The 16,073-nt window shown below is 65.9% G+C and carries 16 protein-coding genes; 7 read left to right on the top strand and 9 right to left on the bottom strand.

Going from position 1 to position 16,073, the window contains the following annotated elements; all coding sequences use genetic code 11:
- Nucleotides 1-3: 3 nt before the first annotated feature.
- The gene (locus D3D01_RS01430) at nucleotides 4-288 is read right to left on the bottom strand and encodes a hypothetical protein (protein ID WP_101349553.1); all 285 of its coding nucleotides are present in this window, start codon (nucleotides 286-288) and stop codon (nucleotides 4-6) included.
- A 61-nt stretch (nucleotides 289-349) separates the two neighbouring features.
- Nucleotides 350-961, bottom strand: coding sequence for a translation initiation factor IF-2 subunit beta (locus D3D01_RS01425; RefSeq protein WP_053968592.1), 612 nt, complete (start codon nucleotides 959-961; stop codon nucleotides 350-352).
- Nucleotides 962-1,058: 97 nt separating this feature from the next.
- Here D3D01_RS01425 and D3D01_RS01420 point away from each other — a divergent pair, with 97 nt between their 5' ends.
- Both D3D01_RS01420 and D3D01_RS01415 read left to right on the top strand, forming a co-directional pair.
- Complete coding sequence (locus D3D01_RS01420; protein ID WP_121511010.1) at nucleotides 1,059-1,436, top strand: transcriptional regulator; 378 nt, start codon at nucleotides 1,059-1,061, stop codon at nucleotides 1,434-1,436.
- Nucleotides 1,437-1,445: 9 nt separating this feature from the next.
- The gene (locus D3D01_RS01415; protein WP_101349555.1) at nucleotides 1,446-2,162 is read left to right on the top strand and encodes a DICT sensory domain-containing protein; all 717 of its coding nucleotides are present in this window, start codon (nucleotides 1,446-1,448) and stop codon (nucleotides 2,160-2,162) included.
- Between the two features lie 39 nt (nucleotides 2,163-2,201).
- Here D3D01_RS01415 and D3D01_RS01410 read toward each other — a convergent pair whose 3' ends face one another.
- Nucleotides 2,202-3,380, bottom strand: a complete 1,179-nt coding sequence (locus D3D01_RS01410) for a CapA family protein (RefSeq protein ID WP_232794522.1) — start codon at nucleotides 3,378-3,380, stop codon at nucleotides 2,202-2,204.
- Between the two features lie 76 nt (nucleotides 3,381-3,456).
- Between D3D01_RS01410 and D3D01_RS01405 the strand changes: the two genes are divergently transcribed.
- A complete protein-coding gene (locus D3D01_RS01405; protein ID WP_101349556.1) occupies nucleotides 3,457-3,828 on the top strand; it encodes a hypothetical protein in 372 nt (123 codons plus the stop codon).
- Between the two features lie 36 nt (nucleotides 3,829-3,864).
- Here the strand turns inward: D3D01_RS01405 and D3D01_RS01400 are convergent, their stop codons facing one another.
- The 6 genes from D3D01_RS01400 to D3D01_RS01375 all read right to left on the bottom strand — a co-directional run bounded on the left by D3D01_RS01400 (nucleotide 3,865) and on the right by D3D01_RS01375 (nucleotide 12,034).
- A complete protein-coding gene (locus tag D3D01_RS01400) occupies nucleotides 3,865-5,688 on the bottom strand; it encodes an L-aspartate oxidase (RefSeq protein WP_121511009.1) in 1,824 nt (607 codons plus the stop codon).
- A gap of 94 nt (nucleotides 5,689-5,782) precedes the next feature.
- Entirely contained in the window at nucleotides 5,783-7,258 is a 1,476-nt protein-coding gene (gene nhaC, locus D3D01_RS01395) for a Na+/H+ antiporter NhaC (RefSeq protein WP_121511008.1), read from the bottom strand.
- A gap of 202 nt (nucleotides 7,259-7,460) precedes the next feature.
- Nucleotides 7,461-8,573, bottom strand: coding sequence for an ABC transporter ATP-binding protein (locus tag D3D01_RS01390; RefSeq protein WP_121511007.1), 1,113 nt, complete (start codon nucleotides 8,571-8,573; stop codon nucleotides 7,461-7,463).
- A 25-nt stretch (nucleotides 8,574-8,598) separates the two neighbouring features.
- A complete protein-coding gene (locus tag D3D01_RS01385) occupies nucleotides 8,599-10,464 on the bottom strand; it encodes an iron ABC transporter permease (protein ID WP_121511006.1) in 1,866 nt (621 codons plus the stop codon).
- Between the two features lie 12 nt (nucleotides 10,465-10,476).
- On the bottom strand, nucleotides 10,477-11,577 hold the full coding sequence (locus tag D3D01_RS01380) for a thiamine ABC transporter substrate binding subunit (RefSeq protein ID WP_121511005.1): 1,101 nt from the start codon (nucleotides 11,575-11,577) through the stop codon (nucleotides 10,477-10,479).
- A 64-nt stretch (nucleotides 11,578-11,641) separates the two neighbouring features.
- The gene (locus D3D01_RS01375) at nucleotides 11,642-12,034 is read right to left on the bottom strand and encodes a hypothetical protein (RefSeq protein WP_101349562.1); all 393 of its coding nucleotides are present in this window, start codon (nucleotides 12,032-12,034) and stop codon (nucleotides 11,642-11,644) included.
- Nucleotides 12,035-12,156: 122 nt separating this feature from the next.
- On the opposite strand from D3D01_RS01375, the gene pdhA reads away from it, so the two are divergent.
- The 4 genes from pdhA (at nucleotide 12,157) to D3D01_RS01355 (ending at nucleotide 16,072) form a co-directional block, all read left to right on the top strand.
- A complete protein-coding gene (pdhA, locus tag D3D01_RS01370) occupies nucleotides 12,157-13,269 on the top strand; it encodes a pyruvate dehydrogenase (acetyl-transferring) E1 component subunit alpha (protein WP_121511004.1) in 1,113 nt (370 codons plus the stop codon).
- A 42-nt stretch (nucleotides 13,270-13,311) separates the two neighbouring features.
- Entirely contained in the window at nucleotides 13,312-14,034 is a 723-nt protein-coding gene (locus tag D3D01_RS01365; RefSeq protein ID WP_121511003.1) for a hypothetical protein, read from the top strand.
- Nucleotides 14,035-14,195: 161 nt separating this feature from the next.
- Complete coding sequence (locus D3D01_RS01360; protein WP_121511002.1) at nucleotides 14,196-15,521, top strand: divalent metal cation transporter; 1,326 nt, start codon at nucleotides 14,196-14,198, stop codon at nucleotides 15,519-15,521.
- The gene (locus tag D3D01_RS01355) at nucleotides 15,518-16,072 is read left to right on the top strand and encodes a hypothetical protein (protein ID WP_121511001.1); all 555 of its coding nucleotides are present in this window, start codon (nucleotides 15,518-15,520) and stop codon (nucleotides 16,070-16,072) included. The genes D3D01_RS01360 and D3D01_RS01355 overlap by 4 nt, the downstream gene beginning before the upstream one ends.
- The last annotated feature ends 1 nt before the right edge of the window (nucleotide 16,073 follow it).

Below are 16,073 nucleotides of genomic sequence, written 5' to 3'. Positions count from 1 at the left end.
GCTTCACCGGACGAACTCGTGGGGGTTCGTGTCCTCGGTCAGCGCCCGGGCGTCGTCAGCCGTCTCGAACGCTTCACCCGCCAGCAGAAGGTACAGCGCACACCCGGTAGCGAGGAGGACGCCCGCGAGTGGCATCGCGAACGTGGCGCCCGTCACGAGGGGGAGCAACTGGACGACGGCGATACCGCCGAACGCGACGACGCCGACCCAGCGGCTCCAGGGTTTCCGGAGCGCGAGCGCTAGTACTGCGACGGCGTACAGGCCCGCCTCGCCGTGGTTATCGAGCATACTACGGCACTGAGCAGGCGAAATAAATGCTTTCTGTGGTGTCTCCCGTCCGGTGAACGGTCTACTGAACGCGACCGAACGCCAGCGTGCCGCTGATGCTCTCGATGTAGGCGTCGACGACCTGCCCTTCTCGCGCTCCGGAGACGAAGATGGTGTACTTCCCTTTCTCGGCGACGCCGTCGCCCTCGCGGCCCGTGCCGGTAATCTTGACCTCGTAGGTCTCGCCCTCTTCGAGCGTGGGTCGGTCCTGCTGGGTGTTCGAACTCGCGCCCTTGGCGACCGGGCGGAACGCACCACATGCCTGACAACGCAGCATGTCCACGCCGTCCTCGTTCTTGAGGACTGTGTCGGGCAGGCCACACTCGGAACAGGTGACGTACTCGGCGACGTACGCGTCGATAGCGGCCTCGAAGTCAGCAGTGTCGAACGAACCGTTGTAGCGGGCTTCGCCGCCGTCGAACTGGCCGTTGGTCCCGAACTCGCGCTGGATGGCTCGGTGGAGGTGCTGGGCGTCCCGCGAGACGGCGTCAGCGACTGCCTCCAAGTTTGTCAGGCGTGTGAACGCACCGTCAGTTTGGCCTTCGGGGTCCGGAATCGAGAGCCGTTCACCGGCTTCCCGGGGCTGGTCTGGTAGCACGTCATACGCACGCTGTAGGGCGGACTCGTAGTTCATACGTTTTAGACGGCACTGACACGTAAATGGATTCCGTCACATCTGCGATTACCCAGCGGCCAATGACGTTAATACTGAGAGTGGATGATTGTTTGACATGGATCAGCACGAACAGCCTGCGGAGACGCCGGGACTCACGTCCGAGCGACTCGATACGCTATTACGGGCGCTGGCAGCCGAGCCCCGGCGGATGATATACACTTACCTCACCGAACACGACTCGGCCTCGCTCGCGGAACTCACTGATGTGGTCATAGGCTGGACGAAAGCGCGTGGGCGAGCCACCGACGCCTGCAACTGGGACGATACCCGCACGTCGCTCCACCACCGCCACCTCTCGGTTCTCGATGACGCTGGCATTGTTAGCTACGATGCTGACCAGCAGACCGCGACGCTGGTGTCGCTGCCGCCCTCAGCGACCGAGATTCTTGCAACGATAATCGATCTGGATGGTGGGACAGACCGCGGAGACTGACGAGAGGCGATGACAGTCAGCACGCTTCTTCGACGGTTCGAGCGCTCGGACGTAGCGGTGACTGTGTATGGCCCGTCCGAAGCGACCGCTGTGGTTGAGCGTCTCGAAAGCCAGGGTCTCACCGCCACTTGGCGGAGGCTCCCGACCGGCCAGCAAGATGCGTTTGCCGTCATCCGTCGGGACGGCGTGTTCGCCGAGGCAATCCCCCTCACCGCGCTGCAGGCATTTCTGTGCAAGCCGACGGTCCGCTCCGGCGATAGCGGACCGCCTGACAGTGACCCGGGCAGACAGCTTCTCTACTCGGCGCTTGCGAACACACTCCTATCATCGCTCACGCCGGCACAGTTGCTTGAAACGTCCCACGAGTTCGAGGACAGAGCCTACCGTGTCGGGGAAGGTACCCTTCGAGTGAGCTTCCAGTCGCTGTCGATCTTCCGCTCTCAGCGCGCCCGGTATGAGACGCTTGCCAGCGACACGACCCTCGATATCCACGTCTACGGACAGGACGACTGGGAGCCGCCGAGTTGCGGCATTACCTTCCATCCGCTCACAGGCACCGCCCTCGAACAGGTGTGGTTGCTGGCATTCGACGCTGCCGGTGACAACCAGAACAAGTGTGCGCTTGTCGCCGAAGAAACGGATGATGGCCCGTTCCGGGGCCTCTGGACGTACAGCCCACGGCTCGTCGACGAAATAATGGCCGCGGTTGTGGCTGTTGATAGGTAGCAGCCGAACCCGCACCAAGTCGGAAACACACAACAGATGTTATGCCGGACACGACAGCGGAATCCGGAGTCTACGGCCGGCACGGTCGATACGGTCGATAGCTGTTCCGAAGGGCCGAGAGCGCTCTCGTACTGTCTCACGAAGCCACGCCGCTACCGCGCTGTCGGCGCGTCTGACCTGCGTGTACGCGTTCTCGACCGGCGTGAGTTCGAGCGCGGCCAGCTGCCCGGCCTCGATGTGCAGTTCGAACAGGAAGCTCCGGTCGTTGCGATAGCCGTCCTTGACCGCGTAGTCGTCGACGAAGTTGCCGGTGTCGTACATGATGGGGCGACCGCGATACACCTCGATCCCCTGAATAACGTGGGCGCTGTGGCCGTGGACCACGTCGGCCCCGTTGTCAATCAGCCAGCGGGCGAACGCCTGCTGTGTTTCGGCTGGCTCTGTCACCCAGTTTGGTCCCCAGTGGGTAGTGGCGACGAGCAGGTCCGGGTCGGCGTCGCGAGCCGCCGCCAGCGCGCTCCCGACGCGGCGGCGAGTCAGCGGGTGGCTCGGGTCAAGCGGTGCGTAGGCCGTGCCGGGGCTGTCCCGTCCGGCGGCGTAGCTGGGCGACTGGTCAGTGACGGCCACGACGGCGACAGAGAGACCGCCGATTTCGACGGTTGCTGGCTCGAATGCCGTCTTTCTACCGGCCCCAGCCCCGGCTGAGGCGATGCCAGCGTCGGCGAGGTGGGTCGGCGTGTCCACGAGCGCTGCCGGGCCGAAATCGAGCAGGTGGTTGTTCGCCAGTCCGACACACGAGACGCCGACGCGGTCTAGCGCGGGTACGGCCCATCCCGGGCTCGCTCGGAAGTGGAACCTACGGCCGGGCCGCGGTTCGCCACGGTCCGAGAGACAGCATTCGAGGTTCGCCACCAGCCCATCGAGCGACTGGAGCCGGTCGAGCATCGACCCCCAGACGGCGGTCGGTCCGTCGGGGGCATCGCGCCAGCGTTCGTCGACGCTCCGGCCCAGCATGACATCGCCGACGAAGCCGATGCGCAGCGACGCGTCGGTCGGGACTGAGGGCGGACACGACACGTCCGCGTCGCCGGCACCCAGACAGCCTGAAACGGCGGTGAGACTCCCGAGTGCGGGACCACCGCTGGCGAGGACGGTCCGGCGAGTCGGTGCCACAGTGAATAGAGCGTCGGCGGGGACCGTCTTGAATCTCGGTGACATAAAAAGCCACCTGGAGTGTGCCGTGTCGGGACACACTCCAGCTGATTACTTTCAGTTACCGACACTCTGTTAACGTATGTCAAGCGATACTGCACGCGACCACGACAAGGACGAGGAGTGTACGACCACGGAGTCGTTTGCCGATCACGGCCTCAAGGACGGCAGCGTCCTCATCAGCCGGACGTACAACCGAATCGCGGCGGACGGCGAACCCACGTTCGAACCGACCCCGGAGTTCTTCGACACGCTGGAGGCGGCGTTCATTTGGGCCTACATCGGTACGATTGACGAACCCGGAGTTCCGCCGCACGTCGACGCGGCCATCGAAGACGCGCGCGAGTTCACGCGTCAAGAGTTCGCGGACGACCCTGATGCGGACCTTAGAACAGACGTGATTCCGACGTTCTACCAGCAGGTCGCCGGCTTCCACTGCGCCTACCGGGATTAACAAAACAATCGCGAACAGACTGCGTAACGGACCGGCCTATTCGAGGTGGTGGTAGTCGAGTTCGTAGCCGACATCGACTGCCTCGCTGACTTCGTCGCTCGGCTCGCCGACGCCGCGAGTCGTCAGTTCGAGCCCGGTGTCGCCGCGGTTCACGAGGATGTTTCTCCGCCAGTCGGGGTCCACGTCGGAGGCGTCGGTGCGGTAGTGTGCGCCGCGTGACTCGTCGCGCTCGCGCGCGCTCAACAGCAACGCCTCAGCGACCGTGAGGCTGAACGAAAGGTCGACAGCGAGTTCGAACGACAGGCTGGTTCGGTCGCCGTCGACGCCGATGTCCCCCGTCCGCTCGCGCAGGTTCCGAAGTTTCTCCAGCCCGGCCGACAGCGAGTCCTCGGTGCGGAGGATGCCGGCATGCTCCCACAGCAAGTCGCCGAGGTCCGCGAGGAGTTGTTCGGGAGTCTCATCGCCGTCCGAGGCTGCCAGTTCCCGCAGCGACCGGAACTCGCGCTCGGCGACGGCACGCTGTCCGTCCGGCAGGGCGTCGTCGCGGTCGTCATCTGTTACCTGCGCCGCGACGTGGTCGCCGACGAGCGCTCCGATGGCGACCGTCTCCGCAAGTGAGTTCCCGCCGAGGCGGTTCGCACCGTGAACGCCTGCGACTGTCTCACCGACAGCGTAGAGTCCACCAACGCCGGTTTCCCCGGTCTCGAAGTCGATATCGACGCCACCCATCGAATAGTGGGCTGTTGGCGCGACTTCCATTGGCTTCTCTGTGATGTCGACGCCGAGGTCCATGAACCGCTCGTACATCCGCGGGAGCCGCGATTTGATGTACTCGTCGTCACGATGGGAGATATCCAGATAGACGCCGCCGTTCTCCGTTCCACGGCCTTCGCGGAGTTCCTGTGCGATGGCGCGGGCCACCACGTCCCGCGCGTCGAGTTCCATCTGGTCCGGGGAGTACTCCTCCATGAACCGCTCGCCCTTGGCGTTGAGCAACCGACCGCCCTCGCCGCGGACCGCTTCGGTGACGAGTCGGCCGTCCCAGTCCTCGCCGTAGCGGTCGCCGACCATCCCCGTCGGGTGGAACTGGACGAACTCCATGTCCATCAGCGACGCACCGGCGTCGAGCGCCAGCGCCGGGCCGTCGCCGTTGTTCTCCTCGTCGCGCGAGGAGTGGCGGTTGTACAGTGCGGAGGAGCCACCCGCCGCCAGGACGACGTGGTTCGATTCGAAGAGAATGAACTCGCCGCTCTCCATGTCGTAGCCGGCCGCGCCGTAGACGCGGTCGCCGTCCGAGAGCAGGCGCGTAACCATCACGTTGTCGCGGTAGGGAATTTCGAGCGACTGGGCCCTGTCGACGAGCGTGTCCAGCATCGCCTCGCCCGTGCGGTCGCCGACGAAGCAGGTCCGCCGGAACGACTGCGCGCCGAAGTACCGCTGATTTATCTTGCCGTCTTCGGTGCGGTCGAACGGCATCCCCCAGTCGTCGAGTTCCCGGATGCGGTCGGGCATGTGCTTGGCGGTTAGCTCGACCGCTTTCGGATCGTTGATGAAATGCCCTTCGTCCAGCGTATCCGCCGCATGGATGGTCCAGTCGTCTTCGGGGTCCAGCGACCCCAGCGAGGCGTTGATACCGCCGGCCGCCCACGTCGTGTGGGCGTCGCCGTGGTCCCGCTTGCCGATGACCAGCGGCTCGACACCGTTCTCGGCAAGTCCGATGGCAACCCGCGCCCCGGCAGCGCCAGCGCCGATGACCAGCACTGGAACCGACACCGTCTCGTAGTCGACTGCCGGGCCTGCGTCGCTCGCCCGACCGTCGGCAGCCTGCTCGCCGTCAGCGGATGGCTTCTGTGGTGTCATCATGTCGTGTAAGGGCTGTGCACTTATCAGGGCTTCGCGCGCACGCGCACGCGGAGCCGCCGAAGCCTGCCCTTACTGTCGGTGGTCAGGGCCGTTAGTCCTCGCCAGCCGTCACCGACCCAGTGCCACCGGACTGCATGGCCGTCTCGTCGGCGTCAGCTCGGTCCGCAGAGACAATCTGCCAGCCGGTGACCCCCATGAACAGCAGTACGAGCGGCGAGAGGAAGCCAAAGAAGTAGTACGGTGCGTATTCAAGCGTCGGGACCCCGAGCGTGCCGGCCATGAACAGCCCGCCGCTGCTCCACGGAATAAGCGCACTCGTCGTCGTGCCCGACGCTTCGATGGCCCGGGAGAGGTTCTGACTATCGAGTCCCTGTTCGTTGTACAGATTCCCGAGCGTCATCCCCGGGACCACGATACTCACGTACTGTTCCGCCGCGAGGATATTCATCGAGACGGCGGACACAGCGGTCACGCCCGTGAGGCTCGCAACGCTGTGGCAGAGTCGGCCGAGATGGTGGGAAAGGACCGCCAGCACACCGGCCCGTTCGAGCAACCCGCCCAGCGCGAGCGCAGCAATCGCAATCGTCACAATCCACGCGCCGCCGGTCAGCCCGCCGCTCTCTAGGAGTCCGTTCACGAGTTCCATGCCTGTTTCTGGGGCCGTCCCGGACTGTGCCGCCGACCAGGCAGCGCCGAATCCGGTTCCCTGCACGAGCATCGCGGTCCCGACGCCCGCGAAGACGCCTGTTCCGAGCGTCGGCAGGGCGGGGATGCCACGCAGCGCAAGTCCAAAGGTCACGACGACCGGCAAAAATACGAGCGGCGAGACGACGTACGTGGTTTCAATGGCCGCCTGAATGGACGCAACGCGGTCCGAGGGAATGGCCCCAGCGGCCCGCAGTCCGAGGCCGGCGTACAGGAGGACGGCAATCGTGAACGCGACGAGCGTGCCGGCCCGCATCGCGTTGATGTGTTCGTACAGGTCCGTGTCTGTCACTGCGGCGGCCAGGTTCGTCGTATCCGAGAGCGGAGACTGCTTGTCTCCCGTGTATGCCCCGCTGAGAATCGCGCCGGCAGTCATCGGCTCGGAAATTCCCAGGCCCGACCCGATACCGATGAGCGCGACCCCGAGCGTCCCGGCCGTCGTCCACGAGGAGCCAACGGCGAAGGAGATTATCGCGGCGAGGATCGCCGCGACCGGGAGAAACACGATTGGTGTGAACAGCTCCAGCCCGAAGTACATCAAGCTGGGAATCGTGCCCGCCTGAATCCACGACGCGATGAGTGCATACACGGTGAACATGATGAGAATTACTTTCATGCCCATGAGCAGGCTACTGGCAATGCCATCGTACAGCTCAGCCCACGAGAGCCCGAGATGGTACCGGGCGAACAAGCCGGTGAAGGCAATCCCCCAGAAAAGCGGGAACTGTGGGTCGAGGTCGAAGGCAATGAGACCCACGCTGAGGAACACGATCATTCCCGCAATCGGCACGAGCGCAGCACCCAGCGACGGGCGCTCAGATGGGTCGATATCGTCGAAAAGCCGGGGTTCGAACTCGACCATCACCGCCCCCCGTCGCGCCTATCCGGCAGGACTCTGGCGTGGCTCTGGTCTGGAACCGGTGCTTCCCGCCAGCCCTGTCGAGACGCTCCGATACGCCCGTTTCGAACAGTTGCGACGGCACCGCGTGTCATACTGATATCGGCGATAGCCACAGGTGGGTTAAAACAGACTTCATTCCGGTGCCGGCGTGTGGATTGGTAGCTTACGACTGCCTGTCGACGATGTGGGTGTCTGTCGGGGCAAAACCGACAGTCACGGTGCCGGTCGGCGGGTCTTCGGCTCGCAACAGGAGTTCTCGGCCCTTCCAGTCGAGGTGCACACGCGTGGTCTCCCCGAGGAACTCCGCGCTCGTGACGGTCGCCGTCAGCGCGTTTCGGTCGGCGTCGACAGCAAGCCGCTCCGGCCGAACGCAGAACGTGAGTTGGTCCCCGGACGAGACCGTCGCCGGGTCGCCGTCACCTTCCAGAGCAACTACAAGCGTCGTCCCGTCGACCGTCACGTCCGCGATGGGTTGGCCACTCTCAGCACCAGACTCGCCGACGTCATCGGTCGACCGCACCGCGGTTACCGCACCACTGAGAACGTTGTTGTCGCCGACAAAGGTGGCGACGAACTCAGTCGCCGGCTCGCGGTAGATGGTCCGCGGTGGCGCGACCTGTTCCGGTGTCCCGTCGCGCATGACTGCCACGCGGTCGGACACGGCCAGGGCCTCCTCCTGGTCGTGGGTGACATAAATCGTCGTAATACCCAGCTCCTGCTGAATCTCGCGAACCTGCACACGCAACCGTTCCCGGAGCTTCGCATCGAGGGCGCTCATCGGCTCATCGAGCAAGAGCACGTCGGGGCCGGGAGCCAGTGCGCGGGCCATCGCTACTCGCTGTTGCTGACCGCCGGACAGCGTGTCGGGGTCCCGGTCAGCCATCCCGCCGAGGTCCACCAGTTCAAGCAGCTCACGCACCCGGGCCTCGTCGCTGCCGCCGCCCGGCGGGTCGGTGAAGGAGAGTCCGTAAGCGATGTTCTCCCCGACGGTCATGTGCGGGAACAGTGCGTAATTCTGGAAGACGACGCCCACGTCGCGGTCCTCCGGCGGGACGCCGGTGGCTGACGTGCCGCCGAATCGGACTTCGCCCTGTGTGGGGTCTTCGAACCCGGCGATAAGCCGGAGTGTCGTCGTTTTCCCACAGCCGGAGGGACCGACCAGCGTGAAGAACTCGCCGTCCTGAATCGACAGCGAGAGGTCGGAGACGGCGGTCGTCTCGCCGTAGCGTCTGGTGACGCCGTCGAGTTCGACCGCCGGCGGGGCAGTCCGGTTCACGGCAGCACTGTCTGATCGGGGTCCCTTAGAACCCAACGTCGTCACCTCCCAGCCGGTCGATGAGCAGGAAGCTCGCGCTGGTAACCACGAGCAAAACGACACCCATCGCTGTCGCGGGGCCGAGGCGGCGACCGATGAACCGCTCGATGGCGATTGGCATCGTGAACTGGTTCGTCCCCGAGGCAAGCACAATCGTCGCCGAGAACTCCCCGATAGAGATAGCGAACGCGAAGGCGGCCCCAGCGATAACGGCTGGCCACACGAGCGGCAGTTCGATGTCCAGCAGCGCTCTGGCACGCGGCGCGCCGAGCGCGCGGGCCGATTCGACCAGCGTGTGGTCGATGCTTTCGAGGCCGGGCGCGACCGTCCGAACGACGAACGGGTAGCCAGCGACGGCGTGGGCGGCGATGATAGCGAGACCGCCACCGACGGCGAGACGGGTGCCGCCGATTTCGAAACCGAAGACGAGGCCCCGGAGCAGGCCGAGGCCGACGACGATGCCCGATATGGCGAGCGGCGCCATCGCGACCGTGTCGACGAGCTTTCGGCCGCGGTAGTCCCGTGTTGTGAGGACGGCCACGACGACGCCCATCGGCAGGGCAACGGCGAGGGAGGCGACGCCGAACAGCAGCGAGTTCCGGACGGCGTCCCACGGCTGGACCTGGAACGACGCGCCGGTCGTCTGGCGGTCGAGGAGGAACTGATAGTTCGCCAGCGTCACCCCCTCCGGCCCGCTGAAGCTGGCCAGAATCATGCTCGCTATCGGCGCGACGAACACCGCCAGCGCGACGACGGCGTAGACGGCGAGGCCCAGTCTGGGGAGCAGTTCACGAACCGCAAGCGACGGCGGCGTCAGCGGCCGCCGAGGGAGCGGCCGAATCCCTCGCGACTGAACGGTGTGTCTGGCCTCGTACCGAAGATATGCGTACAGCAACCCCAGTGAGATGCCGAGTTCGATGAGCGCGAGCGCAGCCGCTTCGGCGTACTCCAGGTCGCGGATGAGTCGGTAGACGAACACCTCGACGGTCGCCAGCTGGAACCCGCCCAGCGCGAGCACGATGGGGAATGTCGAGAAGGTGAACACGAAGGTAAGTGCCGCGCCCATCAGCACCGACGGGTACAGCTGCGGGGCGACCACGTCGCGGAACGCCCGACGGGGACTCGCGCCGAGGCTCCGAGCGGTCTCGACTGCGCTGGCGTCGACCGACTCCCAGGCGGCGGTCGTCACCCGCGCCACCAGCGGCGCGTTGTAGAACGCGTGAGCGATGACAACGGCCTCCAGCGTGAACAGGAGATTCACCTGTCCCAGACCGAGCGCGCCGAGCACAGCGTTGAGCGTCCCGTTCCGGCCGAACGTCGCGACGAAGCCGACGGCAACCATTATCGACGGGAGCACGAATGGGAGGATCGTTAGCGACCGGAGTGTCCGCCGTCCGGGGAACTCGTAGCGGGCCAGCAGATACGCCGCCGGAAGACCGAGTGCGACGCTGGCGACCGTCGACAGCGCCGCCTGATACGCCGTGAAGCCGATGACGCCCAGCCGTCGGTCCGGTGAGCGGACGCTCTCGATGACGGCTCCGACTGGCTCGCCGGCGAGCAACCGCGCGGGCTCTCCGAAGTAGAACGGGTCCTGCAGTATCGAGACGAACACCCGCCCCGTCCAGCGGCCGTCGACGAGAACGCTGTCGACGAACACCGTTGCCACCGGGTAGTAGAAGATGCCGAGCAACAGCGCGATGGTGGCGGCTGCGAGTCCGACGACCCCCCGGCGCTCGATAGTAGTCCGGACGCTCCGGCCTTGCTCGCCGGACGGACGACTCGCTGTCTCTGTCGCCTCTTCGCTGTCGTCACTGCCAGCACCAGCCGCGTCGCCGTCGGAATCTCGGGCCACAGTCCGTGGTCGTTAGTTCGAGGCGAACTGCCGTTCCCAGTCGGAGATCCAGCCCGAGACGGAACCCTTGAGTTCGTCGTAGCCGAAGGTGACCGGCTCCGGGGGCTCCTGTGCGAGCTCGGCGTAGTCCGCGGGGAGTTCGGCGGATTCCGTCGCCGGGAACTGGACGTTCCGGACGGCGATTTCGCCCTGAATCTCCGGCCGCAACAGGAAGCCCATGAACTCCCGGGCGAGATCGGGCGTGTCCGCGCCCTCGAAGACCGCCATCCCCTCGGGGTTGGCGTAGCCCTGGTCGTTCAGGAAGCGAATCTGGTGTTTCGCCAGGTTGGCGTCGTTCTGGTCGGCAAACACTTGGTCGGTGGAGTAGGAGACGACCATCGGCGCTTCGCCGCCCGACCACGCGCTGTATGCGTCACTCCAGGAGCCAAGCACCCGAACGTCGTTGTCCTGCAGGTCGCTCCAGTAGTCCAGATAGCCGTCCGGGCCGAACTGCTTGATTGTGTGCAGCAAGAACGCCCGCCCGGTCGCGGAACTGGCGGGGTTTTGCGTGATGAGGTCGCCAGCGTGTTCCTCGGCCAGCAGACCGTCGAACGTCTCGGGTGCCGTAGTGGCTGTGCCGTCGAACACCAGGCTGATGTAGCCGGTGTCGTAGGGAATCGCCCGCCCGTTGGGGTCGAACTGTAACCCCGGCTTGATGTCGTCCTGCCCGGCAACGTCGCCGACCTCGGCGAACAGCCCGTCATCGAGGTTCTCGTCGACCCGGACGAGGTGGTCCGTGTTCAGTCCGAGGTACATGTCGGCCTCGATGTCGACGCCGGCGTTGCGGCGTTCGATGTAGTGGTTGACCTCGTTGCTCGGCGTCTGCCAGATCAGGCGGGCGTCGAACTCCTCCTCGAAGCGCTGTTTCACCCACGCACCCGGACTCGTCGACGGCGAGTCGACGAACGCGCTGTACGTCCCGACGACCAGCGTCTCGTCGGCACTCCCGGCGTCGCTGGTGCCCGTCGACTCGTCCGTGCTCGATTCCTCGCCACCGCCGCCCAGCCCGGCACAGCCGGCCGACGAAACCGACACCGCCGCGCCGGCCGCTGTCAGGAAGGAACGCCTATCCATTACTCCGTGGTCACACCCAGTGGTACTTAATCTCGGTGTTCCTGAATTCTAAGGTCTCAGACGTTCAAATACCTGCAGCAGCCGTTATTATCCCGCGGTACTGCAGGATGGCGATTGAGTTGTAGGCGACGACCGCGAGCGTCACTACTGCGAACAGGGCGAGAAAGACCGTCGCGTTGCGCTCGGAGAGCAGTCGCCACCCGGCGACCAGCCACAGCATCGCCCCGAACTTCACGACCCAGAGGCCCGCCAGCCCGAACTCCGCAAGCATCGTGCTGACGACGACGTTGCCCTCCTGCAGGCCGACCGTGAGGCCGGTCATCGTCAGGAGGACGTCACCGACTGTTGCGACGAGGATGACTGTCCAGAGCACCGCATGCGTAGGCGACAGGTGGTGTTCTCGCCAGAGCGTCCCCCTCTCACTGTCTGCCTCCGGACCCTCTTTGCCGAGCATCATGGCTATGTTGGGCGGAAATGGCATGAATACTCGGGCCAGATTGTCGGTGCGTGCTGGAGTGGCTTGACTAACCAGAGCCGAACACAGCTTTTTGACGGTCCTCTCCGAGGGTAGAGTACGAAATGACACAGGACGTTCTCAACCGAGCGCCTGACGACCGTATACAGGCGCTCGATTCAGAGGGTGAGATCGTCGACCCGGACCTCATCCCGGACCTGTCTGATGAGGAACTGGTGTCGATGTACCGCGATATGCGCTTTGCCCGCCGGTTCGACGAGCGGATGATAAGCCTCCAGCGACAGGGTCGGCTCGGCACCTACTCATCGCTGGCGGGCCAAGAGGGGGCACAGGTCGGGTCGACGTACGCGCTGGCCGACGAGGACACCATCTTCTACCAGTACCGGGAACACGGCGCGCTCGTCGCCCGTGGGCTCCCCTGGGAGTACGTTCTCTACTGGATGGGTCACGAAGCGGGTAACGCCGCTCTCGGCGACGTGAACGTGTTCCCGCTGAACATCTCCATCAGCGCGCACCTGCCCCACGCCGTCGGGTGGTCGTGGGCGGCGAGAAAAAATGGCGACGAGCGAGCGGGCGTCGTCCACTTCGGCGACGGGGCCACCAGCGAGGGAGACTTCCACGAAGCGATGAACTTCGCCGGCGTGTTCGAGACGCCGACGGTGTTCTTCTGTAACAACAACCAGTGGGCCATCTCCGTGCCGCGGGAGCGCCAGACCGCCAGCGAGACGCTCGCGCAGAAAGCCGACGCCTACGGCTTCGACGGCGTGCAGGTCGACGGCATGGACCCCCTTGCGACCTACACCGTCACCGAAGCCGCCAGAGAGCGGGCTGTGGGAGCCGACGGCGGGGAGCAGGAGCCCATCTTCGTCGAAGCCGTCCAGTACCGCTTCGGTGCGCACACGACCGCCGACGACCCGGACGTGTACCGGGACGAGGCGGAGGTCGAGCAGTGGCGCGAACGCGACCCGCTGGACCGCATGGAAGCGTTTCTCCGGAACTGCAGTCTACTGGACGACAGGAAACTCGACGTGATGGACGACACCATCGACGAGCGCCTCGGCGAGATTATCGACAACGCCGAGGCCCACGCCGCGGACCCGACGGACCTCTTCGCCGACGTGTACGCCGAGTCGACGCCGAATATCGACGAGCAACGCGAGTACTTCGAGAGGCTCCGAGAACGCCACGGCGACGACGCGCTACTGGAGTCCGAGTAGCCGACCGAGCCTGTTATTGCCGTCCCCGCGCTCCCGTCTACTGTGACTGAGTGGCCACCGGCGGACCCCGCCGACGCAACGGCCGTTGCACAGCAGCGTGACGAACTGGTCGCGGCGGTCCGCGACCACGCCGGACAGGTCGCCTACCAGCTCGCCCGGCTGGAGGGCGGCGACTACGGACAGGCGGATATCGAGACCGACCGCGGCGAGTGGACCGTAAAATACGAGGGCGGCGACCTGGAGTATCTCCGATTCTCGCCCTCGCGGGGCTCGGACACGTACGTCATCTCGACCAAACAGCCACCGGAACCGGAGCCGCTGGCTGACGCGCTCGCAGACTACGACGCCTTCGTGGCGGGGTTCAACGACTACGTCGCGTCGCTCGACGGCGTACTCGATGATGTGTCGACAGAGTTCCCGGACATCGCAACGACCGACGGCGTCGTGGCCGAGCGGAACCGTGTCCTCGGCCGAATCCGTGAGATCTGTGACCAGATCGCGCGGGAACTCCAGCGCTACGAGGGCGGCGACTACGGGACCTTCACCAGCCGCATCGGGGGCACGCGCTGGGAACTGAAGTGGGACACCGACGGGGCGTCGTATCTCCGGGTCGGCGGGAGCAGCGGGCTCTATCTCCTCTCGCAGTACGAGCCCCCCTCGGCAGCCGACATCCGCGAATATGCCCCACAGTTCGCGGATTTTGTCGACGCGTACAACGACCACGTCGAGGAACTGGAATCGGACCTCAGAGCCGTCGACCTCTGACCGGCCGGTCCCGCTTTCGACATTGCCTCCGCCGAGCGGCCGGTGTGTCTCTCGATTAACACCAGTCTCGAATAATCGCCATACAGCGACCAGATTACTGCAGAATACCACCGAAAGATATGTCGGCAGAGTTTTCAGGTGGCCTCACCCAAGCCGGAGGTATGAGTTCGACCGAGACCGTCGATAATTCGGCCGTGAGCAAGGGCACGATTGGTGACTACGTCGAGGCGATGGGGCCGTCTTGGATCGCGGGGGCAATTGCCGCTGGTCCGGCGACGATAGCCAGCCTCGTCACCGCGGGCGGCGCGTTCGGCTACAGCCTCCTCTGGGTCGTCGTCCTCTCCGCCGGGGCGGGGGCGCTAGCCCAGTATCTCGCCATGCGGCTGGGACTGCTGACCGAGCGGGGCATCGTCGGCGTCGTCGAGGACCACCTCGGTGAAACGTGGGCGTGGCTGCTTGTCGGCGACGCAGTACTTGCCGCCGGCGTGGCACAGTTGGTCATTATGAAGACCGTCGCCACGGTCTCGGCGACGGTGACCGGTATCGATGCGCGGGTCTGGGGCGTCGTCTGGGCGCTACTGCTCGCCGTGGGGCTGGCCGGCGGCGGCTACCGCTTTCTGGAACTGGGCGCGAAAGTCCTCGTCCTGCTTGTTGTTGTCGCGTTCGTCGCCAGTCTGTTCGTCGTGCCCATCGACGCCGGCGCGGCGGTGACCGGACTGATACCGTCCGTCCCCTCCGGGAGCGCGCTGGTCGCGGCCGGCATCCTCGGCGGTGCGGTCCACATCACGCTCATCACGATGCACTCCTACACGATGCGGGCGCGGGGCTGGACTCGCGAGGACTACGACATCGCGACGGTCGATGTGGGGGCGTCGATGTTCGTGGCCTTCGGCGTCTACAGCCTCGCCATCTTCCTGGTGACCGCGAGCGTGCTGACCTCCGGCGACCTCACGACGGTCGGCGCTGCGCAGGCGCTGGGCCCACTGGTCGGCGACAGCGCCCGCTGGCTGTTCCTGCTCGGTCTGTGGGGCGCTGCCGTGTCGACCCTCGGCGGCAACACCATCGTCCCGCCGTTCCTGCTGGCCGACAAGCTCGGCTGGGGCACCACCATCGAGGACAGCCGCTACCGCGGACTGCTGGTCGCCGCTGCGCTGCTGTCCGCGCCGGGGGCGTTCATCGGCGGGAACGTGCTGGGCCAACTCGTCCTCGTGCTCGCGCTCGGGACCGTCGGCACGCCCTTCGTAATCGCCGTCGTCCTCTATCTCCTCAACTCCGACGCGGTCCCGGAACCGAACTCGACGCTCGCCAACGTCGGCGGGCTGGCCCTGCTCGCGGTCTCGGGCGGGCTCGCCGGGAACTTCGTCGTCGAACAGCTCGGGGGCGGCGTCGGCCCGCTGTCCGGGTTCGTGCTGGCCTTCGCCGTCGCGCTCGGCCTCGCCATGGCCGGCCTCGGCGGGAAGTTCCTGCGGGAGGAACTCCTCGCGTGACCGGCGTCGAGGTCCCGCTCTCGGGGTCGACGCTGGTCGTCGGCCCGTCGAACGTCGGCAAGACGCGGACGACCGCCAGCGCCCTCGACACCTGGCTCGACCGTGAGGGGTCCGACGGCGTCGTCGTTCTCGATTTTGCGCCCGAACTCCAACGCGACGGGACCGTCCTCGGCGGCCGCCTCGACCGATTCACCACCGTGCCGGAGTCGGTCTGGGTCGGCCGCATCGACGCCAGCGCCCCCAGAGCCGAAAGCGAGACGGCCGACGGGGCGGTCGCGCTCGCCCGGGAGAACGCCCGGCGTGCCAGGCGACAGATGGATGCGCTCCCGGCCAACCCGCGGGCAGTGTTCGTCAACGACGCGACGATTCCGTTCCAGCACGAGGCCGCTGCGGTCGACCGGCTCACCGCGTACTGCGACGGGGCGGACGCCGCCGTCCTCAACGCCTTCGACAGCGACGAACTGGGCGTCGACGACCCGGTCTCGCGGGCCGAGCGGGACGCCCTCAACCGGCTCCGGCGCTGGGCCGACCGGACCGTCGACCTGTCGTAGC

It is taken from the genome of Haloarcula sp. Atlit-7R, assembly GCF_003666065.1.
GTDB lineage: Archaea > Halobacteriota > Halobacteria > Halobacteriales > Haloarculaceae > Haloarcula > Haloarcula taiwanensis.
Note: the sequence above shows the minus strand (reverse complement) of the source record. Positions and strands in the feature narration are given on the sequence as shown.